Annotated in this window: 21 protein-coding genes, 1 tRNA gene and 2 pseudogenes; 23 read left to right on the plus strand and 1 reads right to left on the minus strand. The window is 39.1% G+C overall.

The genetic code is table 11. The features are described 5' to 3' along the window. Window positions 1-42: 42 nt before the first annotated feature. Window positions 43-762 carry a biotin--[acetyl-CoA-carboxylase] ligase gene (locus tag AWT60_RS08105; RefSeq protein ID WP_076840323.1) on the plus strand — a complete coding sequence of 240 codons (720 nt, stop codon included), beginning with the start codon at window positions 43-45 and terminating at the stop codon, window positions 760-762. A 27-nt stretch (window positions 763-789) separates the two neighbouring features. Here AWT60_RS08105 and AWT60_RS08110 read toward each other — a convergent pair whose 3' ends face one another. Further along, window positions 790-1920, minus strand: a complete 1131-nt coding sequence (locus tag AWT60_RS08110; protein ID WP_218677111.1) for a 2-methylaconitate cis-trans isomerase PrpF family protein — start codon at window positions 1918-1920, stop codon at window positions 790-792. Between the two features lie 135 nt (window positions 1921-2055). Here AWT60_RS08110 and AWT60_RS08115 point away from each other — a divergent pair, with 135 nt between their 5' ends. The 22 genes and pseudogenes from AWT60_RS08115 (at window position 2056) to dltB (ending at window position 23389) form a co-directional block, all read left to right on the plus strand. Continuing rightward, window positions 2056-2916: a LysR family transcriptional regulator gene (locus tag AWT60_RS08115; protein WP_218677112.1), complete on the plus strand. Its 861-nt coding sequence runs from the start codon at window positions 2056-2058 to the stop codon at window positions 2914-2916. A gap of 153 nt (window positions 2917-3069) precedes the next feature. Further along, window positions 3070-4386 carry a CitMHS family transporter gene (locus AWT60_RS08120; protein ID WP_041107161.1) on the plus strand — a complete coding sequence of 439 codons (1317 nt, stop codon included), beginning with the start codon at window positions 3070-3072 and terminating at the stop codon, window positions 4384-4386. 206 nt (window positions 4387-4592) lie between these two features. Further along, window positions 4593-4817: a spore germination transcription factor GerE gene (gerE, locus tag AWT60_RS08125; RefSeq protein WP_003184172.1), complete on the plus strand. Its 225-nt coding sequence runs from the start codon at window positions 4593-4595 to the stop codon at window positions 4815-4817. A 144-nt stretch (window positions 4818-4961) separates the two neighbouring features. Next, window positions 4962-5402: a MarR family winged helix-turn-helix transcriptional regulator gene (locus AWT60_RS08130; protein WP_076840325.1), complete on the plus strand. Its 441-nt coding sequence runs from the start codon at window positions 4962-4964 to the stop codon at window positions 5400-5402. Between the two features lie 7 nt (window positions 5403-5409). Beyond that, a complete protein-coding gene (racE, locus tag AWT60_RS08135) occupies window positions 5410-6228 on the plus strand; it encodes a glutamate racemase (RefSeq protein WP_373272904.1) in 819 nt (272 codons plus the stop codon). A gap of 101 nt (window positions 6229-6329) precedes the next feature. Beyond that, entirely contained in the window at window positions 6330-7391 is a 1062-nt protein-coding gene (locus tag AWT60_RS08140) for a GerMN domain-containing protein (RefSeq protein WP_041107157.1), read from the plus strand. A 151-nt stretch (window positions 7392-7542) separates the two neighbouring features. Beyond that, window positions 7543-8271, plus strand: a complete 729-nt coding sequence (rph, locus tag AWT60_RS08145) for a ribonuclease PH (protein WP_024427165.1) — start codon at window positions 7543-7545, stop codon at window positions 8269-8271. Between the two features lie 10 nt (window positions 8272-8281). Beyond that, entirely contained in the window at window positions 8282-8884 is a 603-nt protein-coding gene (locus AWT60_RS08150; protein WP_162860205.1) for an XTP/dITP diphosphatase, read from the plus strand. Window positions 8885-8898: 14 nt separating this feature from the next. Continuing rightward, on the plus strand, window positions 8899-9423 hold the full coding sequence (locus tag AWT60_RS08155) for a YfcE family phosphodiesterase (protein ID WP_076840329.1): 525 nt from the start codon (window positions 8899-8901) through the stop codon (window positions 9421-9423). A gap of 120 nt (window positions 9424-9543) precedes the next feature. Further along, a tRNA-Arg gene (locus AWT60_RS08160) sits at window positions 9544-9617 on the plus strand. 193 nt (window positions 9618-9810) lie between these two features. Beyond that, window positions 9811-10614 (plus strand): hypothetical protein, encoded by an 804-nt coding sequence (locus tag AWT60_RS08165; protein WP_218677113.1) that lies wholly within the window; start codon window positions 9811-9813, stop codon window positions 10612-10614. Window positions 10615-10690: 76 nt separating this feature from the next. After that, the gene (locus tag AWT60_RS08170) at window positions 10691-10795 is read left to right on the plus strand and encodes a DUF4241 domain-containing protein (protein WP_101676796.1); all 105 of its coding nucleotides are present in this window, start codon (window positions 10691-10693) and stop codon (window positions 10793-10795) included. Window positions 10796-11109: 314 nt separating this feature from the next. Next, the gene (gene hsdR, locus AWT60_RS08175; RefSeq protein WP_218677144.1) at window positions 11110-14316 is read left to right on the plus strand and encodes a type I restriction-modification system endonuclease; all 3207 of its coding nucleotides are present in this window, start codon (window positions 11110-11112) and stop codon (window positions 14314-14316) included. A gap of 114 nt (window positions 14317-14430) precedes the next feature. Continuing rightward, window positions 14431-15861: a class I SAM-dependent DNA methyltransferase gene (locus AWT60_RS08180; RefSeq protein ID WP_144496281.1), complete on the plus strand. Its 1431-nt coding sequence runs from the start codon at window positions 14431-14433 to the stop codon at window positions 15859-15861. Window positions 15862-15869: 8 nt separating this feature from the next. Beyond that, window positions 15870-17375, plus strand: a complete 1506-nt coding sequence (locus AWT60_RS08185) for a restriction endonuclease subunit S (RefSeq protein ID WP_256928390.1) — start codon at window positions 15870-15872, stop codon at window positions 17373-17375. A 469-nt stretch (window positions 17376-17844) separates the two neighbouring features. Further along, window positions 17845-18328, plus strand: a pseudogene (locus AWT60_RS08190) (recombinase family protein); the annotation flags it as partial. Window positions 18329-18723: 395 nt separating this feature from the next. Next, window positions 18724-19260 (plus strand): annotated as a pseudogene (locus tag AWT60_RS18750) (DUF4241 domain-containing protein). A gap of 176 nt (window positions 19261-19436) precedes the next feature. Then, complete coding sequence (locus AWT60_RS08205; protein WP_144496279.1) at window positions 19437-19907, plus strand: hypothetical protein; 471 nt, start codon at window positions 19437-19439, stop codon at window positions 19905-19907. Between the two features lie 18 nt (window positions 19908-19925). After that, window positions 19926-20261: a DUF4288 domain-containing protein gene (locus tag AWT60_RS08210; RefSeq protein ID WP_081124638.1), complete on the plus strand. Its 336-nt coding sequence runs from the start codon at window positions 19926-19928 to the stop codon at window positions 20259-20261. A 277-nt stretch (window positions 20262-20538) separates the two neighbouring features. Next, a complete protein-coding gene (locus AWT60_RS08215; RefSeq protein WP_024427820.1) occupies window positions 20539-20688 on the plus strand; it encodes a teichoic acid D-Ala incorporation-associated protein DltX in 150 nt (49 codons plus the stop codon). 14 nt (window positions 20689-20702) lie between these two features. Continuing rightward, window positions 20703-22208, plus strand: coding sequence for a D-alanine--poly(phosphoribitol) ligase subunit DltA (dltA, locus tag AWT60_RS08220; protein ID WP_218677114.1), 1506 nt, complete (start codon window positions 20703-20705; stop codon window positions 22206-22208). Next, window positions 22205-23389 (plus strand): D-alanyl-lipoteichoic acid biosynthesis protein DltB, encoded by a 1185-nt coding sequence (gene dltB, locus AWT60_RS08225; protein ID WP_218677115.1) that lies wholly within the window; start codon window positions 22205-22207, stop codon window positions 23387-23389. The genes dltA and dltB overlap by 4 nt, the downstream gene beginning before the upstream one ends. The last annotated feature ends 16 nt before the right edge of the window (window positions 23390-23405 follow it).

Here is a 23405-nt window from a genome sequence, read left to right on the forward strand (position 1 = left end):
ATAATAAAAGGATCATATCAAGAAGAAACAAAAGGAGAACACATGAAGATTTTTCAATATGACACCATTGATAGTACAAATAATGAAGCGAAAAGGCTCATTCAGCAAGGAGAAAAACCTTCATTTGCTGTCTATGCACATCAGCAGACAGCAGGAAGAGGCAGGCTAGGCAGACCGTGGGAAACGCCTGCAGGGAATGTCGCTTTGACCATGACAGTTTTGCCGCCAGAAGAACTCTCCACCCAGTCAACGATCGCTCCGCTGACGGCACTAGCGATCTACGATGTACTCAAACCTCTCATCAGGGCTGAGGATCAGCTGGCGATTAAATGGCCAAATGATATTCTCATCAATGAAGCAAAGGTATCTGGCACATTGATTGAAGCGGACCGTAACGCCATTTATATCGGGGTTGGCATCAATGTGAAGACAAAGCCGGAGCATGTTCCGTACAAAACCATTTGCCTATCAGAACTTACAGAGGTAAAAGCCGATCAGCTTGTGAAGGAACTTGCCGCCGCTTTTGAAAAATATCATACACGCTGGAAGAATGAAGGGTTTGAAGCACTCACTTCCCTCTATAACAAACGGTTATATCGTCTTCATAAACCGCTGCGAATCTCGTTAGATCGTGAAAAACAAACATGGGAAGAGGGCATTTGCTGCGGAGTCAACCGCTACGGTCATCTCCAGCTAAAAGATGAGAAAGGACAGATAAAAGCTCATTCTGCCGGAGATATCGATGCACCGCTTCAGCATTAAAAAAAGCAGACGATATTCTCGTCTGCTTTAAGCTTCTCTTTTAATATGGGGCTGAATCACATAGTCTTGTTTTGTAAAGACAACTCCGTCTAGAATTTCTCTTGCAGTTCGAATGACTTTGACTCTGTTTTGAGAGATGTCAATTTCCGTTTGCATAATCCCAGCAGGATGCCCAATACGAAGGGTGTCATTTTGACCTTGAAACAGCTGAGAAGGAAGCGTTTCATCCAAGAAACAGCTGGCTGTCACGCAGACAGAGCCGGTAATGGCAAGTGCTTGGTGCGGTCTTTGCATCGATAGCATACGAACGATGATGTCCATATCTTCTGCTCGTCTCAAGATTCCATTTGTATCTACATAATCAGCAGGCTCACTAATGAGCGCAAGCTTTGGAACAGCTGGAGACTGTAATGTGGCCATTTCTTTTGTTGCAAAATGACACATTTCAGCAGCGAGGGAACGAATTTCTTCTAAATCATCCAGTAATTCGTCTGTAAACTCTTCAGGCAATTCAGTTCCTTTTAATTGAATATCTTTGGCACGAATAAAGGCAATCGGATTTGCAATGTCAACGATCGAGATTGGAATCTCCCCAAACTTTGTTTGAATCGTATCCATTTTGTTTCCAGTCGGAAAGGTTTTACCTGTGACAGCGCCTTCAGGTTTCTCAAAGGATAAATAAATGGGAGAACCGGTTCCTTTTACGCCTGGAATTTCTGCCTGTCCTTCAAATTTTACTTCTCCATTTTCGACTTCGACCTCTGCCGTAATGACTTTATTTGTATTGGTATTGAGGATACGTACAGTCGTAATAGGCTCAACCGCTTGAACAAGTCCTTTAATGATCGCATACGGCCCAACGGCTGATGAGATGTTCCCGCAGTTTCCTTTAAAGTCGACAAATCTCTCATTAATGCTGACTTGTGCAAATGTATAGTTCACATCCACATCCGGGCGTGTGGCTTTATCGATAATGGCCACTTTGCTTGTTAAAGAATTACCGCCGCCGATTCCATCGACCTGCAGCCGGTCAGGGCTGCCCATAATGTCTAATAGAAATGCCTCGAGCTCATCGTGTTCATATGGTGCATTGTTTGCGTGAATGAATACTCCTTTGCTTGTACCGCCTCGCATGATTGTGATTGGAACTTTTCTCATGACTCTCACCCTCAATTTTTAATGAACTGTTTATCTAACCAAAATGGTAAAGTATAATAAGAAATAAGTTAAATACATTATTTTAAGAGAAATCAATAAAAATATTTTATAATTAGTAAAAAAGGAGAACAAACAATGGATGAAAAAGATTGGCGGTTTTTAAAGGTGCTTTATGAAGAAAAGAACATCACAAAAGCGGCAGAAAAATTATTTGTCTCTCAGCCTGCCTTAAGCTATCGATTGAAACAGCTTGAAGAGGAGTTTGATATGAAGCTTTTCTTTAAAAGAAAACGAGGAATTGAATTTACATCAGAGGGCGAATACTTGGCTAAATACGCAAATGACATGCTCAAACAGCTGCAGCAAACGAAAGATGGCATGCTCAATATGCAAAAAAAGGTCAAAGGAACGATCCGGTTAGGGGTCTCAAGTAACTTTGCCCAGTATAAACTGCCAGAAATATTAAAAGAATTTTCTAAGCAGTATCCACATGTTCAATTTATGGTCAACACAGGCTGGAGCACAAAGGTAATGGATTTATTAGGAACATCAAGTGTGCATTTAGGGATTTTAAGAGGCGATTATGACTGGAATGGAGAGCGTTTTTTGCTGGATAAAGAGCGTCTTTGCATCATTTCAAAATCAGAAATCCAGCTAAAGCATCTCCCGAATCTGCCGCTCATTGACTATCATACAGACAGTTCATTGAAACGGCTGATTAACAGATGGTGGCAGGAAACATTCACAATGCCTCCGCTTGTGACAATGGAGACAGACCGTCAGGATACATCAAAAGAGATGGTGAAGCATGGTTTAGGCTATGCCATTGTCCCAGAAATTTGCCTCAGACCAAGTGATGAGTTATTTGTAAAAGGACTTTCGTATAAAGATGGACAACCTGTTTTAAGAGATACATGGCTCATGTACCAGCCAGACTCACTTCATTTGTCTGTTGTGAAAGCGTTCATTGAGTTTTTAAGAAATCAGCAAGGTTGATTATAAAAAAAATTTATTGAATATACGAAAAAATCGATATTTTCATTATAAAAAAAGCTATTATATCCTTGAAATAGAAAGCGCTAACATATAGATCGCAAGTGCAAGGGGGCGCTTGCAGATCATGTAAAGAAGAGGATGGAGGGATATAAAGTGCTAGCTATTTTAGGGATCTTGATGGTCTTGACATTTACATTTCTCATTATGACAAAACGTATGCATCCGGTGGTGGCTCTAACCGTTGTACCTATCATATTTGCATTGATCGGCGGCTTTAACAAAGGGTTAGGGGACATGATGCTTGATGGACTGAAAACTGTTGCACCATCAGCTGCTTTATTGTTATTTGCGATTTTATTCTTCGGTGTCATGCTGGATGCTGGATTGTTTGATCCTCTGATTAAACTCATTCTACGTATTGTAAAAGGTGATCCTGTCAAAATTGCTTTTGGGGTAGCGATTTTGTCTATGCTTGTTGCATTAGATGGTGACGGAACAACAACGTACATGATTACCGTATCAGCTATGCTGCCACTTTTCTTAAGAATTGGGATGAACCCATTAATTTTAGGAACAATTTCATTATTATCATTAGGAATTATGAGCGGAATGACGCCATGGGGCGGCCCGGCTACTCGTGCAATCGCAGCGCTTGGATTAGATGCAGGCGAATTTTTCATTCCATTACTCCCAACGATGGTTGGAGGCGGTCTTTTTATACTTTTTACTGCTTATGTACTTGGGAAAAAAGAAAGAAAACGGATTGGGATTGCAGAAATTCAGCACAAAGAAGAGGTATCTATTTCTCCAGAATTGGCTGCGTCAATTGAAGATGGAGTAGCCGATATCAAGAGACCGAATCTGATTTGGATTAACTTCTTCCTTACAGTTGCTGTCATGGTCACACTCGTCATGGATATCATACCAATTCCTGTACTCTTCTTAATTGGATTTGTCATCGCTCTGATGATCAACTATCCAAAGGTTGAAGATCAGCGCGAGCGAATTTTATCTCATGCAGGCAACGCATTAACGGTTATCACACTTGTATTTGCAGCAGGGATTTTCACAGGGATCTTTTCTGGAACAAAAATGGTTGAGTCCATTGCCAATTTGGTCATTTACATGATTCCGGATTCCTACAGCTCATTTTTCCCGCTGATTGTGGCTTTGACGAGTATGCCATTTACATTTGTGCTTTCAAACGATGCTTACTATTTCGGAGTACTGCCAATCTTGGCTGAAGCTGGCGCAGCTTACGGGATTGATCCGGTGGAAATTGCACGTGCCTCTATCATAGGGCAGCCTGTCCACTTACTGAGTCCGCTTGTAGCTTCAACACTGCTGCTTGTCAGTATGCTGAACAAAGATATTGGTGATTTGCAAAAATATGCACTGCTATGGACCGTGTTAACTGCCCTTTTTACAACCCTTATTGCATTGTTAACAGGCGCCATTTCAATCTTTTAAATACCACGCAAAAAAAGGACGATGTCTCGGGGAAGAGACACGTCCTTTTTTGCGTGGAGGAAAGCGTAGAAATTGGACGCTGATATGCGGGATTTCTTGATTTTAACGTCACCTACCTCAGGCACCCGGCATATGATATCTCGACTATACAGAATCCCATTCTATAGAGACTAGAGCTCTCACCTTAGCAAGGAGGGTTACAATACTTGAAGGAGAAAGAGTTTCAATCCAAGCCGCTATTAACCAAAAGAGAAAGAGAAGTATTCGAATTGCTCGTCCAAGATAAAACAACAAAAGAAATTGCAAGCGAGCTTTTTATTAGCGAAAAGACTGTTCGAAATCATATTTCGAATGCCATGCAAAAGCTAGGAGTCAAAGGCCGTTCACAGGCTGTAGTCGAGCTTCTGCGTATGGGTGAGCTAGAGCTCTAAAGTCAGCCGGTTTTCCTTCCATATCGGGAAGGAACCGGTTATTTCTATATGGTTTCCATTCTTCTTGCATTTTCTTTAAAAAACGAGGAAAATAGACATGTACGTTTTAATCAAAGTGAGATGCTATAGTGAGGTATCAATAAAATGGAAACGAATGAATCAGGCCATGTTGCAGACATTGAAAAATCATTGCGTCACATTGCCGCAATTATTAAGCAAAAAGGCAGAGAAATCCTGAATCAATATACGATTACACCTCCACAATTCATTGGGCTTCAGTGGCTTTATGAATTCGGAGATATGACCATAGGCGAGCTGTCACAAAAGATGTACTTGGCTTGCAGTACAACCACTGATTTAATTGATAGAATGGAAAAAAGTGAACTTGTCGAACGGGTGAAAGATCCATCTGACCGCCGCGTGGTTCGCATTCATTTATTGCCTGAAGGCGAGCGGATCATTCAAGAAGTGATTGCTAAACGCCAAGAATACGTCAGTGAACTTCTAGAGGCTTTCTCAGAAGAAGAAGCCATCGTTTTCAACCAATCCTTAACGAAACTACAGCAGCAAATGAAAAGAAAATGAGGCGATTTTGTTGGATCAACCAATCGGCGTCATTGATTCCGGCGTCGGCGGTTTAACCGTTGCAAAGGAAATCATGAGACAACTGCCAAAAGAAAAAATCATTTATGTAGGCGATACAAAACGATGTCCATATGGCCCGCGGAAAGAAGAAGAAGTTCTTCAATATACGTGGGAAATGGCGCACTACTTATTAAAACACCACCATATTAAAATGCTCGTCATTGCATGCAACACAGCAACGGCGATCGCACTGGATGAAATCAAAGCAACGCTTGATATTCCGGTCATTGGCGTCATTCAGCCTGGCGCCCGTACAGCGATCAAGGTGACAAACAACCAGCATATTGGCGTTATTGGCACAATCAATACGATCAAAAGCGAGGCATACAAAGAAGCGCTGCTGTCACTAAAAGCAGGTCTAACGGTTCAAAGTCTGGCGTGTCCGCTCCTTGTTCCATTTGTGGAAAGCGGTACGTTTTTAGATCAGACAGCAGAGGCAGTGGTCAAAGATTCCCTTGAACCGATGAAAGAAACAGGAATTGACACTCTTATTCTTGGCTGCACACACTATCCGATTTTAAAAGAGCCGATTCAGCGCTTTATGGGCAGTGATGTCAGCATCATTTCATCAGGGGATGAGACAGCGAGAGAAGCAAGTACGATTCTTTCATATAAAGGGCTGTTAAATACCTCTAAAGAAGCACCTGTCCATACATTTTACACAACAGGGCAGCAGCAAAATTTTCAAAACATCGCTCGTGACTGGTTTGGCTACCTGCCAGGGAAGGTCGAAACCGTGTCACTTGAACACATCTATCAGCAATAACCCCCTTCTATTTGAAGTGGGTTATTTTTTTATGAAAAGGGTCTAATCCTCTGGGGGAGCTCGTATACATAGTAGTACAAACTACTAGAGGAGGGTGAAGTATGCTGAAAAAAGGATCTACAGCAGCTGTTACGTGTATCGCGTCAGCCATGCTTTTGTCAGGATGCGGATTGTTTCAAACAGACCAAGCGAAAACAGAGATTGATCCACCACAAAACGTCACATATGTGAAAGAAAATAAAGAAGATAAACAAACAGCCAAAGAAGGAAAAGAAGAGAAGCAGGCAGATACGGTGATGAGAGAATTATATTTAATTGATAAAAACGGGTATGTCGTATCTCAATCTATTCCGCTGCCGAAAAATGAAGGAAGTGCCAAACAAACCCTTGAATATCTCGTGGATGGGGGACCTATTTCTAACTTAATGCCGAATGGCTTCAGAGCAGTGCTGCCAGCGGACACGAGGGTATCTGTCGATATTAAAGACGGAACGGCGGTTGTCGATTTTTCAAATGAATTTAAAAACTATAAAAAAGAAGACGAGCAGCGCATTTTGCAATCTGTCACTTGGACGTTAACTCAGTTTGATTCCATAGCCAAAGTCAAATTGAAGATGAATGGACATGAACTAAAAGAAATGCCAGTGAACGGTACACCTATCTCAGATGATTTAAGCAGAGAAGACGGTATTAATATCCAGCACGAGGCTGCTGCTGATATGACAGCGACAAAGCCAGTGACGGTGTACTATTTAGCTGAATCTGATGAACAGACGTACTATGTTCCGGTGACCACAAGAGCGCCAAAAGACGAGGATGATCCGATTACAGCAGCGATTGATGAGCTCGTCTCTGGACCAAGCAAAAAAAGCCATCTGCTTACAGACTTCGATCAGGATGTGAAGCTGAATGATGTACCAAAAGTAAAAGATGGCCATGTGACACTTGATTTCAACGAATCCATTTTTGGCAGTGCAGATGAAAAGAAAAAGGTCATTTCACAAAAAGTTCTTGATAGCATTGTGCTCACATTAACCGAGCTGCCGGACGTCAAAAGCGTATCTGTCAAGGTGAACGGCAAGGCTGAGCTTGTGAACGAAAAAGGAGCAGAGCTCACAAAGCCGGTTTCACGACCAGAACAAGTGAATACAGGTAGTTTTTAACGTCACACATTGATATAATGGAGAAAAAGAGGCATGCATATTCGCTGCCTCTTTTTTATTCCAAGCGATTAGAACGAGCTGAGGTTGTCAAAGTTAGTAGGAGAACCCCGCTGGCACTCGCGAGGAATGTATATCGTAACGGAGGTAAAACATGAGATTAGATGAAAGACAATATGACGAATTGAGAAAAATTGAAATAGAGGCAGGCTACATCACGCATCCAGAAGGCTCTGTCTTAATCTCAGCGGGAAATACGAAGGTGATTTGTAATGCATCGATCGAAGACCGTGTACCTCCTTTTTTAAGAGGAGAAGGAAAAGGCTGGATCACAGCAGAATATAGCATGCTTCCAAGAGCAACTGCACAAAGAACAATAAGAGAATCATCTAAAGGAAAAGTCACAGGACGTACTATGGAGATTCAGCGTTTAATTGGACGAGCACTCCGTGCAGTCGTTGACTTAGAAAAGCTTGGCGAACGCACCATTTGGATTGATTGTGATGTCATTCAAGCAGACGGCGGCACACGTACAGCGTCGATCACAGGTGCTTTTGTTGCCATGACACTCGCGATTCAAAAGCTACGAGCTGAAGGAGTTATCAAAGAAAACCCGATTACTGATTATTTAGCGGCGATATCCGTCGGAATTGATTCTCAGCAAGGACTTCTGTTAGATTTAAACTATGAAGAAGATTCTTCTGCTGAAGTAGATATGAATGTCATCATGACAGGCGCTGGACGCTTTGTTGAACTTCAAGGAACAGGCGAAGAAGCGACATTCTCAAGAGAACAGCTAAACGGACTGCTTGATTTAGCCGAAAAGGGCATCAAAGAATTAATCGAAAAGCAAAAAGCAGTAACAGGAGAAGTCATCGAATAAAGAGAAGGGTTTGATCAGGATGAAAACAGCCATCATTGCAACGCACAATGCGGGCAAAGCGAAAGAATTCAAAGCCATTCTTGAGCCAAAAGGATTCACGGTCAAAACACTAGCAGACATTGGCTTTACTGAAGAAATTGAAGAAACAGGACAAACCTTCGAAGAAAATGCCATCATCAAAGCCGAGGCGATTCAAGCCAAAGCAGGTGAAATGGTCATTGCAGACGATTCCGGTCTGTCCATTGATTATCTGGGAGGAAAACCTGGCGTGTATTCAGCGAGATACGCTGGTGAGCATAAAGACGATGCGGAGAATGTGGAAAAAGTACTGAGCGAACTTCAAGGCATTGAAAAAGAAGACCGCACAGCCAGATTCAGATGTGCCCTTGCTGTCAGCATACCGGGAAAAGAAACAAAGACGGTAGAAGGATCAGTAGAAGGCTTCATCGCAGAAAAACCAATCGGCGAAAACGGCTTCGGATACGACCCAATTTTCATCGTCAAAGACAAAGACCAGACGATGGCCGAGTTATCACCAGAGGAGAAAAACAAGATCAGCCATCGGGCGGTCGCGCTTCAAAAGCTTTCATCACTGCTAGACGCAAATGAATAAGGGGGAATGAAGCCATGAAGATACTCATCATTAGTGACAGTCATGGACTCACAGACGAACTTCAAACCATTGCCAATCGGCATGCGGCTGAAGTTGACATGATGATTCACTGCGGAGATTCAGAACTCGAAACGAACCACCCAGCACTCGAAGGATACAAAGTCGTCAAAGGAAATTGTGACTTTATGGGCGATTTTGAAGAAGAGCTCCTGCTCCCACTTGATGGAGGCGGAAAACTATTTCTCACTCACGGACATCTGCATGGCATCAAACAATCCTTACTTCAAGTCTACTACCGTGCAGAAGAGCTGGGCGCAGACATTATCTGCTTTGGCCACTCGCACATCCCAGGCAGTGAACTGCTAAGAGGAAAACTGCTCATTAATCCAGGCAGCGTGCACTTGCCAAGAGTGCGAAAAGAGCGCAGCTATGCTATACTGACACTAGATGGAAGCGAAGCAAACGTACAGTTTTTCACGGACGAAGGTCTTGCCATACAAGACCTCGAAAACACTGTCACATTGGAAGGTATTTCATAAGGGTGCAGCATTTGCCCCTTATGAAAAAACTTTCGAAAAACCGTTGACTTTAAAGAACAATAGTAATATAATAAATCTTGTCGCTGAGGTAATACACCAAAGCACAATACATAACAACATGTCCCAGTAGCTCAGCAGGATAGAGCAACGGCCTTCTAAGCCGTCGGTCGGGAGTTCGAATCTCTCCTGGGACGTACTAAATTAAAAGCCTGAAACCCTTGATATGAAAGGATTTCAGGCTTTTTTGCTAGTATTTATTAAATATTGCTCTGATCTTTCCTATGAGTTCTTAAAGATTTGTTTTATCCCTAGGATAGTCATTCTTATATTAAATTAGATGAAACTTTTATTTGTTTTTTTCGTAATAGAAATAGAGGTGATGACATTTTGATTGATATAGATGATATGTTATTTGAACTTAAACGAGAAGTGAGAAAAGTGAATACAATGAAATACTTATTAATAGATTCTCCTTTTTTAAATGAAGTGAAAGAAGAATCGGAAGTGAAGGCGCAAAAAAAGAACAAAATTTTTGTGGAATGTATATTAAAAATAGTCTCATGTTTAATTGTATTTATATTATTTATTTTCCTCTTTAATAAATTTTCACATGGAAAAGTATTCTTAATTGCAGTTGTGATTGTTTTCTTGCTACTATTATTTATAGCTATATACTGTATAATAAAAGGTTTAACTTATTTTTCTGAATTGTCAGGGTTTAAGACTTTTGATGAGTTAAGAAAAAATGTTATTTATGAAGCTTTTAACGAAAAACTAAATAAACATAATTTGTCAACAACTCAAATTGAAAAATATATATTGCCTCAACTAAAAGAAATAAATAAAGATAGAAGAGAAGCTTCTATAACAACATTTTTGAAAATTTCTATTCCTTCTATTCTAGTTTCGATGATCGCGAGTTGGTTTACTCTTATTATAAATACTGCTGTTGAAGAACCAACTCTAAAAGAAGAAGAGTTTAATCAAGTTCTAGGTTTATGGTTGATACACGGGATTCAAGTAATGGTTGTCGGAGCTTTTTTGTATACTGGTATACATTATGCCCAAAAAATTTTAAGTTCGAACAAAAACTATAAATTATTAGAAAAACTTTTTTATAGCTATCTTTTAGAGAAAAACTTCAATGCTTCAGTAAATAAAAAAGCAAAAAAGTCTAAGAAGAGTAAATAAACAAAAAATATTTGTAACTAATCAATAAAATGTTATTAACCAAGAGCACAGAAATAATAAGCTATTTTAAGATGCTATGTTTACAACAGGCTACGGTGACGGAATGTACCCCAGCTTTTGGGGGCTAGATCAAAACGGAGAACCTGCTTGCCTTGTGACAGACTTTTTATTAGTGGACTGATGAGAAACCCATGAAAACATGGGTTTTTATTGTTCTCTGATTATAGAGTATTAGTAGAGAGAGCTAGTGAAAGTGGATAAAGTTTTGAAGACTTACTATAAGAGATCGTTTTTTCTCTCGGCAAATGTTGCTGGCTATTCGAAACAATATTGTTCTTGCCGATAAAAAGATTAAAAGCACAAAAAGAATGATATGAAATTTGTTAAACAAACGCCAATTAACTTAACTTTGTCAGTTGTGGATTAAGACTACCTAATTTTTGTATAAATATAGTATAATAAACATATAAAACCTTTTGGGAAACGGTGATAATGATGAATAGCAATTTTTCATTTTTTCAAGGGAAGTGGGCAGTACTTTCCAATTTAGGAGAAACAGCTGAAAAAAATGTATATCATGATCCACATACAACAGTAATGAAACTACGGTTATTTGCCGAAACATTAACAAAATTTATTCTAGCCGCTGAAAATATTAAGGAAGCATATGGGACAAAACAAGTAGAGCGCATCAATATATTACGTCGAGAAGGAATACTTGAACCAGAATTAATAGATATCGTTGAAACGCTTCGTCGCAAAGGGAATGTGGCTATGCATGAAGCAGTTTATCAAAAAACAGAAGAAGCGAAATCTTTATTGCATTTGGCTTTTCGTTTGTCGACTTGGTTTATGGAGGTATACGGTGATTGGAATTTTCAAGCTCCAGAGTATATAGAGCCAAATATACAAACAGGAATAGATACACGACAGCTTCAACAAGAGTATGAAGTGAAAGTGAGGCAGCTTGAAGAGGAATTAGAGGCAATTCGCCATCAAGCTGAATTAGAGCAAACAGATGAGAAAATGAAACGTAGAAAAGCGTCCAAAAACTTTATGCGCAGGCAGCAACTGACTGAAGATGAAACACGTATCATCATTGATCAGAAGTTACGTGCTGCTGGATGGGAAGTAGACACGAACTTACTAAACTATAAAAAAAACAGGACGCTACCAAAGAAAAACAAACATATGGCCATTGCTGAGTGGAAGGTCGATGGCGGCTGGGTTGATTATGCATTATTTATTGGACTCAAGCTTGTTGGTTTCATTGAAGCAAAAGCAGAAAAGAAAACGATTCCTGGGGCATTAGATAGTCAAACAAAAGTGTACGCGAAAAATGTGGTGCAAGTAGAAGAAGAACAAATTACACAAACAACTGGTGATTATCAAGTCCCATTTTTATATGCAACAAATGGCCGACCTTATTTAAGACAGCTCCAAGAGGAATCGGGCATTTGGTTCTGGGATTCACGTAAACCATTTGAACATGCACGTCCACTTGAAGGATGGCATTCACCTGAAGATTTACAGCTTCTTCTTAGCCAAGATGATAAGGATGCGGATAAGCGTCTAGAAGAAGAGGATATAACGAAGTTTGGATTGCGTCACTATCAGCAGAATGCGGTTCTGGCTACAGAAAAGTCGTTAAAAGAAGGAAACAGAAGAATGCTTATTGCAATGGCTACAGGAACTGGGAAAACTCGTACCGCTATTGCGCTTATGTATCGCTTAATTAAGTCTAAAAAGTGTCGCCGCATTCTTTTTCTTGTCGACCGTAATTCACTCGGTAAACAAACAGAGGATTCACTGAAAGATACGAAAATTGAAGGTTACTCGTTTGCTGATATATATGATGTGAAGTCATTAGGAGATCTCACACCGGAAGTTGAAACGAAGGTGCAGATTGCAACCGTGCAGGGAATGGTTAGCAGACTTTTTTATAACGATAGCGAAAAGCTTCCAAGCGTCGGGCAATATGATTTCATCATTGTAGATGAGGCGCACCGAGGCTATACAAGTGATAGAGAAATGACAGAGGAAGAATTAGAATTCCGTGATCAGAATGATTATATTAGTCAATATCGGCGCGTTATCGATTATTTTGATGCGGCATGTTTAGGACTTACCGCAACCCCTGCACTACATACAACAGACATTTTCGGTATGCCAATTTTTAAATATTCATATAGCGAAGCAGTGTTGGATGGATATCTAGTGGACCACGAGCCTCCTTATTTGTTTAAAACAGAACTTTCACAAGTGGGCATTACCTTTGAAAAAGATGAGGAAGTAGAAGTGTATGATGTTGATAAAGGGGAGATTCAACTAGAAAAGTTAGAAGATACTGTGCACTTTGAAGTGGAGCAGTTTAATAAAAAAGTCATTACAGAACCGTTTAACCGTGCAGTTTTAAATAAATTAGTTGATTATATTGACCCTGCAGGTAAAGAAAAAACGCTCATCTTTGCAGCTACTGATCAACACGCAGATCTTGTTGTTCGCTTGTTAAAAGAAGCCTTTAAAGAACGTGGCGATGACATTGAAGATGATGCCATTATGAAAATTACTGGATATATCTACAAGCCATTAGATGCCATTACACGGTTTAAAAATGAGCGACTACCTAATGTCGTTGTTACAGTTGATTTACTTACAACAGGTATTGACGTGCCGCCGATCACAAATTTGGTGTTTTTAAGAAGAATACAATCTCGTATTCTCTATGATCAAATGCTTGGCCGTGCGACTCGTCTTTGCCCAGAGATTGGGAAAACACACTTTAACATCTACGACGCTGTTGGTATATATGACAAGTTGCAACATTATACAGAAATGAAACCAGTTGTGAAGAAACAAAACTTTCGTATCGGTGAGTTGTATGATTCTCTTGTAAATGCAACGACTGATGAGGAAGCTTCGTTTTATCGTGATCAATTAGTAGCAAAAATCCAACGTCGCAAACAAAGATTTGACGAAGAAGGCATGGGAAAGTTTGAAGAATTATCAAATGGAAAACATGTGGATGAATGGGTGAAAGAAATTCAAACATACTCACCACAAGAAGCCACACAGCACAATATCCTATTTGAATACATGGAAACGTACCAAGTAACACGTGAAAAACGCTATATATCTGATAAGGAAGATGAAGTAACAGACGTCATTCGTGGGTATGGTGAAGGGAACAAGCGACCAGAAGATTATCTGGATGGTTTTGTTCGATTTATCAAAGAAAATATCAATGAAATTCCCGCTTTGCATCTGATCTGTACACGACCAAAAGATCTAACGAGACAAGATTTGCGAGAACTTATGACAATTTTAGAAACAAAAGGCTTTAAGCAATCTCATTTACAAACTGCTTGGAAACAGACAAAAAATGAGGACATTGCAGCAGATATTATTAGTTTTATTCGCCAAGCCGCATTAGGTGAAGCACTCGTTGACCATGAAGCACGTATTAAACAGGCAATGCACAAAGTGTATTCACTGCATGATTGGACGCCAAGGCAAAAGAAGTGGTTAGAGAGAATAGAAAAGCAATTACTTCAAGTGCCTGTTCTTGCGCCTACCGCAGAAGAGGCATTCTCGGAAGAACCTTTTAGAACGTCTGGTGGCTACAAATTACTGAAACGTGAGTTCGGTGATGAAATTGATCAAATTGTGAATACGATCAATGAGAACCTTTATATCAGCTAACGACGGTGCCTCTTCATTGAGGCACTTTTTTGGGTTATAATGAAAAGGTTCGCTTTCAACTAAAAATCATCAAATGTGATTTAATAGATTAGAAGCTTTTCAGGAGGAAAAAAGATGAATAACCAAGAAATCGTTCAAAAATTATGGAATTTATGCAATGTGCTTCGTGATGATGGTATTACATATCAACAATATGTCACGGAGTTAACCTATATTTTATTTTTAAAAATGATGAAAGAACAGCAAACAGAAAATGTAATACCCGAAGGATATAGATGGGATGATTTGCTAGAAAAAGAAGGGGTAGAACTCAAAACATTTTATCAGCGATTGTTACTTGAATTAGGAAGCAGTGAAAATGAGCGGCTGCGTCTAATCTACAGTGATGCTGCTACTAGTATTACTGAACCCAAGAACCTAGAGAAAATTCTGAAGAGCATTGATGGCCTTGATTGGTACAACGCAAAAGAAGAAGGTTTAGGTAATTTATATGAAGGCTTGTTAGAAAAAAACGCAAGCGAAACAAAATCAGGTGCTGGTCAATACTTTACACCGCGTGTATTAATTGATGTAATGGTACAACTGATTGACCCTAAACCTGGAGAAAGATGTAATGACCCTGCAGCTGGTACATTTGGTTTTATGATTGCGGCAGACCAGTATTTGAAAAATAAGACAGATAACTATTATGATTTAGATCCACAACTGGGCGTTTTCCAAAAGAAAGAAGCGTTTACTGGAATGGAACTCGTCACAGGGACTCATCGTCTTGCTTTAATGAATGCATTACTTCATGATATCGAAGGGCGACTGGAACAAGGGGATTCGTTATCTAGTAATGGAAAATGGATGAAAAACTTTGATGTCATTTTAACCAATCCACCATTTGGGACGAAAAAAGGTGGAGAGAGTGTCTCCCGTGATGACCTGACGTTTGCAACTTCCAATAAACAGCTGAATTTTCTACAGTTAATTTATAACGCTTTAAAAGACGATGGTCATGCACGGGCAGCAGTTGTATTACCTGATAATGTCTTGTTTGAAAGCGGGGTTGGTGCACAGATTCGACGTGATTTAATGAATAAATGCAATCTGCATACAATCTTACGCTTACCAACGGGGATTTTCTATGCCCAAGGTGTGAAAACAAACGTCTTATTTTTCACAAGAGGAACAACAGACCAAGATAATACAAAGGATGTTTGGGTATATGATCTCCGCACCAATATGACGTCATTCGGAAAACGGAATCAGCTAACAATGGCACATTTTGAAAACTTCATGAAAGCATATGTAGCAGAAGACCGTTCAAAAGTGGAAGATGAACGATGGAACAAGTTTACACGAGAAGAAATTGCAAAAAAAGATGATAGTTTAGATATTGGATTGATTGCAGATGAATCATTATCTTCCTATGACAACTTACCAGATCCAATTGAATCAGCAGAAGAAGCAATTGCGAAACTTCAGCAGGCAATGAATTTATTAAATGAAGTGGTTGAGGAGTTACGTGCTGTTGAAGAGGATGAGGTGGTCAAACAGTGATTAGGAAAATGAAGTCCATTGAGGAGTTATTAGAAGAAGCTTTGGTGGGGGAGGCTGAACAGCCATATGAAGTTCCTGAGAATTGGATATGGAGTATTGCAGGAGCAGTTACTAAAACCTTAAGAGGGGTCTCTTATAAAAAGCATCAGGTTGAAAGTCTAAAAAATGTAAATAATTCACTTATTTTAAGAGGTGGAAACATTCAAGATGGTAAGTTGTTAAACCAGGATGATAATGTATATGTCCCTAAAGAGTTAGTAAAAGAAGAAAAGAAGTTAAAAATAGGTGATGTTGTAATTGTATCCTCAACAGGAAGTAGTAAAGTGATTGGGAAAGCTGCATCAGTTTCAAGTGACTTCGTAGGGGAAAGTTTCGGAGCGTTTTTAACTACTATTCGTCCTAGCAAAAAGATGGATAATGGGTATTTTAGTTTGTTTTATCAAACTTCAAACTATAGAAATATGATTTCTAACTTGGCAAAAGGTAGTAACATAAACAATATTAAAAGAGAACATTTAGATAGCCTACCCTTTCCCCTCCCGCCCCTCTATGAACAAAAACGGATTGCTGACAAAGTAGGGCGGCTTTTAAGTAAAATTGATGAAGCAAAGCAGTTGATTAAAGAAGCGAAGGAAACGTTTGAACTTCGTCGAGTAGCTATTTTGGATAAGGCATTTCGTGGGGATTTAACTAGAAAGTGGAGAGAAGAAAATGCTGATATTGATATTTTTGAGGTACAAGAACATTTAGATAGGTTAAGGGCCGATAAAGAATCAAGTCCGATTAAATCTAATACTTTGAATGTTAAGTCTGTTAATGAAGATGATGAACCTTTTAATTTACCTAGAGGATGGAAATGGGTTAGATTAGGTGAACTATCTTACTATGTAACGAGTGGTTCTAGAGATTGGTCTAAATACTATGCTAATCACGGTTCATATTTTATTAGAACCCAAGATATTAATAAAAATAAATTAAATTTAGCAAATGTTGCGTATGTACTACTTCCAGAGAAGGTAGAAGGTAAACGAAGCCTAGTAGAACCTTTTGATTTACTAACAACTATTACAGGAGCAAATGTCGGGAAATGTGCTATCGTTGAAGAAATAATTCCAGAAGCTTATGTAAGTCAATCAGTTGCACTTACTAAGTTAATAGATAAAAGCATGGCTAAATATGTTCACTTAAGCTTATTATCGACCTGTGGAGGTGGAGGTGAACTAGAAAACAGAGCATATGGAATTGGAAGACCAGTCTTAAGTTTAGAGGATATTAAAAATATTAGATTACCAATTGCTCCATACAGAGAAAGACAGGTTATAATTAATATGGTAAAAAAATTATTAGATATGGAAGAAACAACAGGAAATTTGCTTTTGCTTGAGGAGAAATTAGACCAATTAAAAAATTCTATTTTATCTAAAGCTTTTCGTGGCGAAATTGGAACAAATGATCCAAGTGAAGAAAGTGCTCTTGAATTGCTAAAAGAAATGCTACAAGAACAAGTGAAATAGTTATAAGAAGGCATCCAAATTAATTGGGTGTCTTTTATGGTTGCATACATGCCAAGTTGTGGTATTGGGTATGTTGGTGTCTTGGTTTGATACAGAACCACTCTCATTCACAAACTGACAATCGGTGAATTTCCGATACGACTCACATTATCAATGTAATTTAGCATGGTAAAGTAATAAGAAGTGCAGTGAAACCCTATTCAAGTTTGATAATAATATCGATAGCAGAAGTGTAGCCTTATAAGTGATATCAAAGGACAGATACCGCTGCCTTTGTCATGTTGTTTTCGATAGGCTGTGAGTTTCAAAAGGTACACTTTTTGAGACGCGCTTTGTGGAACGGTAGTATAAGGGTTCGGGGAGTCTCATATGGTATATGATTGACTTTTGATACGTATCATAACCGTGATTGAGCTTTTGATACAAAGGCGTTACGGTTAGAGTATCAAATAACAAGGCGGAATTAATTATGGACAACAAAGAATTTGGATACGTTAGAGTAAGCAGCACAGACCAAAACGAAGCACGTCAACTTGTTAGTATGTATGCTCTTGGAATCGATGAGCGTGATATATATCGATAAGCAAAGCGGGAAAGACTTCGATAGACCTCAATACCAAGCTTTGAAATTACGTTTGCGTAAAGGAGATACGTTATACATACATTCATTGGATAGGCTAGGTCGTAACAAAGAGATGATTTTAAACGAGTGGAAAGAAATCACACAGAACATCAAAGCACATATTGTTGTAATGGATATGCCATTGTTGGATACACGGAAATATAATGACTCAATCGGCTCTTTTGTAGCTGACTTAGTATTACAGGTATTATCGTGGGTTGCTGAAGAAGAGAGAACCAAGATTAAGACTCGTCAAGCTGAAGGGATAGCTGCAGCTAAAGCACAGGGCAAACATCTTGGAAGACCTAAAGTAACTATTAAAACTGAGTTTGAGCAGGTATAAACAAGAAGGGGAAGATGAACCGAGTATGAAGAAATTCGAGCATTTACAAAATCAAATTGAGTGATTTTCTTTTGAATGAAGGTGAAAAAAGAAGATCCAAATCATTTAGGGTTGCAAATGTATTGTAAGTATATAGATGAGAATAGAGATGAAGCTTGTCTTGTTACAGATTTTTTATTGACAGATAAAAAGGGAGACTAGAACTAAAACAGAAATAAAAGACAAAGCAAAGAAAAATACATAATCCCAAACGCCCCATAAAAACAATGAAAGGAATGATCCCTTGTACAACATCGATCCAACAAACTTAATTTTGGAAATGGAGAGAACAAAAGCAGCCCTGAAGGTGATTAATTATTTGCTAAACGGTTAGGCCATACGAGATCACGAGCGATCATATCGTTGCATGTGATCCTTTCGTTTCAGAAGGGGACCAATTATTTACGACGAAGGTTGCTCAAGGGAAATATCCTATTCTACTTGTAGTTAAGAGATTAGAAAGCGGTGACGAACGCGTCGTCTATGCATTGATCAAGTTTACAAACGAGCAAGCAATAGAATGGGAGATTGCCACAAGAGCAGGGCAGGAACTCAATCAATTGAAAGAAGACGAGATCTTTGGCTACGGTGTAAATAGGGGTATGGGCTGCTTTATGGTTGCGGAGGCAGCACTATATCTTCAAGCTTATGAGGATGAAGATATAAAGAGGACAATGATTTTTATCTTTATGAGGAATTTGCGAGCCCTTGAGCAAAACTACAAGCATACATGGGACTAGCTCGTCACCCGTTTTCATGACAAAGTAGACATTGCCATGTTTACAACAGGCTTTGGTGACGGGATGTACCCAAGCTTTTGGGGGATAGATGAAAACGGGGAACCTGCTTGTCTTGTGACGGATTTTCTTATAGTGGATTGATGAGAAACCCATGAAACCAGGGGTTCTTATCAAGATATAATTAAGGAAATATTTACATAGGAGTTAATATAAAACAAATTTTCTTAAATTTACCTTAAAATCATTGAAAATCTAATTAATATAATATAATATTTATATTCAACTAAATTTCTAATGAACTATAAGGAGTATTTAACATGATGAAAAAAATAATTTCCACACTATTAGCTCTATCCGTATTTACCTTTGTTTTACAAGCACCAGCAAAGGCAACAGAAAATGAAACTGTTGTAATTAACACAAATGATTTTGTATCATCTGAAGGAGAATTAAATCCTGATCAACTTGCAGAAACTAAATTCGCCATCCCACTTCCTTTCTTTTTTATTCCAGGGTTAGGACAAGCTGCAGTATTAGCAACTGGTGCTGTCATTGTAGGTGGTATGATATTTTCTTCAAACTCTTGGGAGGCTCAAGTTGTCAAACATCATAAAATGACAGCAGACCAATTCATCTCTAAGAATAGAAAAGGGTCAATCAGAAAAGAGTTTCCAAGTGAATACTTAAATAAAACGATAGAACAAATCAACAAAGACGCAAAAAAAGGGAAAAAGAATGCTAAAAAAGCTAAAAAACTGTTAACAGACAACAGATTTAAGAAAAAATGAAATGAAAGGTGATCATTTATGTACGATATTTATTCTGTAAAAGTTTTATTTGAATCAACAACTTCGCCACGATTAAGCCCTGAAAAAATATTTGAAGAGAGAATTTTTTTAATAAAAACAAAAAAACCAGATGAGATTGAAAGTATCATACAGGAAAACTTCCCAGAAGAAACTTATGAAAATTCAGAGGGTGGAATGACTACTACCAAAGTAGTTGCAATTTTAGATATCTTTGAATTAGTAGATAATATAGATGAATCCGTACATTTAAAAGAAGTTTATAGTCGTTATCTTGTGTTTGATAAAGAAACGTCTCCAGAAGAAGCCATTGAAAGATATTCCCTAGACAAATAAATTCGCACAAAATTCTCGAAGTAAATGAAATCAATGCCATCTAGTCCAACTAGGTGGCTTTTGCGTTAGTTCGACAGCTTTCAGCAATTTTAAGGCAAATTTAAGCTCGGATTTCATTTCAAATGTATTAAATCTTTGTTACAATAAGACAGCTTTGCGCAAAAGAGACGTTCTAAGGTTCGACATTTTTTTAGCATTTTCTTAAAAATTTTATGCTTTGATATGAAACTCTTTGAATGAGTCATGCGTCTCTATAAGTGTCAAAAGAAAAGAGGTTATCAATATGCTATTCAAAAAGCTATCAGAAAATAAGTCTGTAAAATGGATAGGATATACAAGCTTTTACTTACTTATTTTGCTATTATTGTTCTTTATTTACGGATTCCACACAGCAAATACGGGATCATTCATTTACAACGATTTTTAATTGGAGATTAAACTATGAAACTATTACACACGATTCATGAATACCAACAAACGAAACCAACACAGCCAGCATTTGTTTCTCAACATGCTTCGATCACATATGATGAGCTTTGGCGTCTATCAGACCAAATGGCTGGTGCGATTGATGCAGTCGCAGCTGGCAGTGAACCTGTCATTGTATACGGTCATATGGAGCCAGAGATGCTGATTTCTTTCTTAGGCAGTGTGAAATCAGGCAGACCGTATATTCCGGTCGATATCTCAATACCTGTCGAGCGCATCGTCTCAATTATTGAAAGCTCAAAAGCCAGTCTATTGATTTGTGCAAATGAGCAGAATGTATTAGATGTAGAAGAGCACATTGAAGTGAAGAGTGCGGCATCGCTTTTAGCACTTGAAAAAGAAGCACCGCCATCCACGCAGTGGGTTCAACAAGATGATGTTTTTTACATCATTTATACGTCTGGCAGTACCGGAAAACCGAAAGGCGTTCAGGTAACAGCCAATAATTTAGAAAGCTTTACAGAGTGGATGTGCCGCGACTTCCCAATTGGTGAGGGACGTACTTTCTTAAATCAAGCACCATTTTCTTTTGACTTATCAGTGATGGATCTCTATCCAGCGCTTCAATCAGGCGGCACGCTTTACTGTTTAGTGAAAAATCTTGTGAATAAGCCAAAGGATATGTTTGCAGCACTTGGTCAATCTGACGTTGAAGTGTGGACATCAACACCTTCTTTTGTGCAAATGTGCTTAATGGATCCTTCCTTTACAGGGGAGCTTTTACCTGAGCTGAAAGTTTTCTTGTTCTGCGGTGAGGCGCTTCCTGTAGCTGTAGCAAGTGCACTTCTGGAGCGTTTTCCAAAGGCGCAGGTCTTTAATACGTATGGTCCGACTGAAGCAACTGTTGCGATCACATCAATTGAAGTCACGCAGGCGATTCTTGATCAGCACGATTCTTTACCAGTCGGCTATGCCAAACCTGATACAGACATCGTCATTTTAGATGAAGAAGGCAAGAGTCTTCCTGATGGTGAAAAAGGGGAAATTGTCATCGTGGGGCCAAGCGTCAGCAATGGCTACTTAGGTGAACAAGCCTTGACAGATAAAGTGTTCTTTGAATACGAAGGACGTCCTGCTTACCGTACAGGTGACGCAGGTGTGGCGCAGGATGGATTAATTACGTGCCATGGTCGTCTCGACTATCAAATTAAGCTTCATGGATACCGGATGGAGCTTGAAGAAATTGAATATCATGTAAGCGAGACAACCTATGTCAATGCTTGTGTGATTGTGCCATTCCAGCCAAACGGTCATGTCGAGTACTTGATTGCAGCGATTGTTCCAGCAGCTCATTCATTTGAAAAAGAGTATCAGCTGACAAGTGCGATTAAGAAAGAAATGGCGGATTCACTGCCAGCGTACATGATTCCAAGAAAGTTTGTGTATCTTGAGCAGCTGTACATGACGCCAAACGGGAAGGTTGACCGTAAGAGAATCGCGAAAGAGGTTCTTCTATGATTCCGTTTAGTTCATTCTTTTTCTTCATTCTAATTGGTATTCTTCTTTTGCCGACGATCATCCTTGGTCTTCGCGGCAAAAGAATGCAGGGCTACAACATGTTTGCAACGGTTGTGGCGCTGGCGCTTATTTTCTCAAAGGATGCCCATGGCGCGCTGCTGCTCTTCTTGTTCACGGTGTGGCAAGTCATCATCATCCGCCTGTACCTTGCATACCGGTTAAAGGCGAATCAGGCATCCGTTTTCTATACAGCAGTGGTGGCATCTATTTTACCGCTTGTGCTGTCAAAGATTTTACCGTTCTTTTTAACTCATCAGCCGCACCAGCCGCCGCCAATGAACTGGCTGAGCTTTTTGGGGATCTCGTACTTAACATTTAAAGGTGTTCAGTTAATTATCGAGACAAGAGACGGCTTGATTAAGAAGAAAATTCCGATTCACCGTTTGGTCTATTTCATTGTCTTTTTCCCGACGATTTCATCAGGTCCGATTGATCGTTACCGCCGATTTGAAAAGGATATGGATACACCGCCTGAAAAGGAAGCATACAGTGATCTTCTATATGCCGGTATTCATAAAATTTTCATTGGCTTCTTATATAAGTTCATTATTGGTTATCTGATTCACACATATATTCTGATGAATATTCATCACATTAGCAGCAGTCACTTTGTTCAGCAGTTAACATATATGTATGCTTACAGCATGTATTTGTTCTTTGACTTTGCTGGATATACAGCGTTTGCTGTAGGTGTGAGTTATATGATGGGGATTAAATCACCAGAGAACTTTAATAAACCGTTTATCAGCCGAAACATTAAAGACTTCTGGAATCGCTGGCACATGTCCCTGTCCTTCTGGTTCAGAGACTACGTGTTTATGAGATTTGTGTTCTTTATGACCAAAAAGAAGTGGATCAAGAACCGAATGGCTGTATCAAATATTGGGTACTTTGTCCTCTTTCTATTGATGGGTGCTTGGCATGGTCTTGCCCTTCAATATATTATTTACGGACTATATCATGCAGTTGTCATGTCCGGTTACAATTTATTTGAGAAATGGAATAAAAAGCACAAGTGGTGGCCGGATAATAAGGTCACAATGGTTGTGTCGATCATTATTACATTCCATGTGATTTGTTTCGGATTTTATATTTTTTCAGGAAAACCATTTCATCATTAATGATTAAGGGAGTAGA

The sequence above is a fragment of the Bacillus sp. F2HM genome, from assembly GCF_019266135.1.
GTDB lineage: Bacteria > Bacillota > Bacilli > Bacillales > Bacillaceae > Bacillus > Bacillus safensis.

What these genes read in the sequence shown, in the direction of transcription:
- hsdR (WP_218677144.1), top strand. Translation starts at nt 11,110, where the DNA reads ATGAATAGCAATTTTTCATTTTTTCAAGGGAAGTGGGCAGTACTTTCC.
- AWT60_RS08110 (WP_218677111.1), bottom strand. Translation starts at nt 1,920, where the DNA reads ATGAGAAAAGTTCCAATCACAATCATGCGAGGCGGTACAAGCAAAGGA.
- rph (WP_024427165.1), top strand. Translation starts at nt 7,543, where the DNA reads ATGAGATTAGATGAAAGACAATATGACGAATTGAGAAAAATTGAAATA.
- AWT60_RS08155 (WP_076840329.1), top strand. Translation starts at nt 8,899, where the DNA reads ATGAAGATACTCATCATTAGTGACAGTCATGGACTCACAGACGAACTT.
- AWT60_RS08105 (WP_076840323.1), top strand. Translation starts at nt 43, where the DNA reads ATGAAGATTTTTCAATATGACACCATTGATAGTACAAATAATGAAGCG.
- AWT60_RS08205 (WP_144496279.1), top strand. Translation starts at nt 19,437, where the DNA reads ATGATGAAAAAAATAATTTCCACACTATTAGCTCTATCCGTATTTACC.
- AWT60_RS08185 (WP_256928390.1), top strand. Translation starts at nt 15,870, where the DNA reads ATGAAGTCCATTGAGGAGTTATTAGAAGAAGCTTTGGTGGGGGAGGCT.
- AWT60_RS08140 (WP_041107157.1), top strand. Translation starts at nt 6,330, where the DNA reads ATGCTGAAAAAAGGATCTACAGCAGCTGTTACGTGTATCGCGTCAGCC.
- dltA (WP_218677114.1), top strand. Translation starts at nt 20,703, where the DNA reads ATGAAACTATTACACACGATTCATGAATACCAACAAACGAAACCAACA.
- dltB (WP_218677115.1), top strand. Translation starts at nt 22,205, where the DNA reads ATGATTCCGTTTAGTTCATTCTTTTTCTTCATTCTAATTGGTATTCTT.
- AWT60_RS08210 (WP_081124638.1), top strand. Translation starts at nt 19,926, where the DNA reads ATGTACGATATTTATTCTGTAAAAGTTTTATTTGAATCAACAACTTCG.
- AWT60_RS08180 (WP_144496281.1), top strand. Translation starts at nt 14,431, where the DNA reads ATGAATAACCAAGAAATCGTTCAAAAATTATGGAATTTATGCAATGTG.
- AWT60_RS08170 (WP_101676796.1), top strand. Translation starts at nt 10,691, where the DNA reads ATGTTTACAACAGGCTACGGTGACGGAATGTACCCCAGCTTTTGGGGG.
- AWT60_RS08130 (WP_076840325.1), top strand. Translation starts at nt 4,962, where the DNA reads ATGGAAACGAATGAATCAGGCCATGTTGCAGACATTGAAAAATCATTG.
- AWT60_RS08115 (WP_218677112.1), top strand. Translation starts at nt 2,056, where the DNA reads ATGGATGAAAAAGATTGGCGGTTTTTAAAGGTGCTTTATGAAGAAAAG.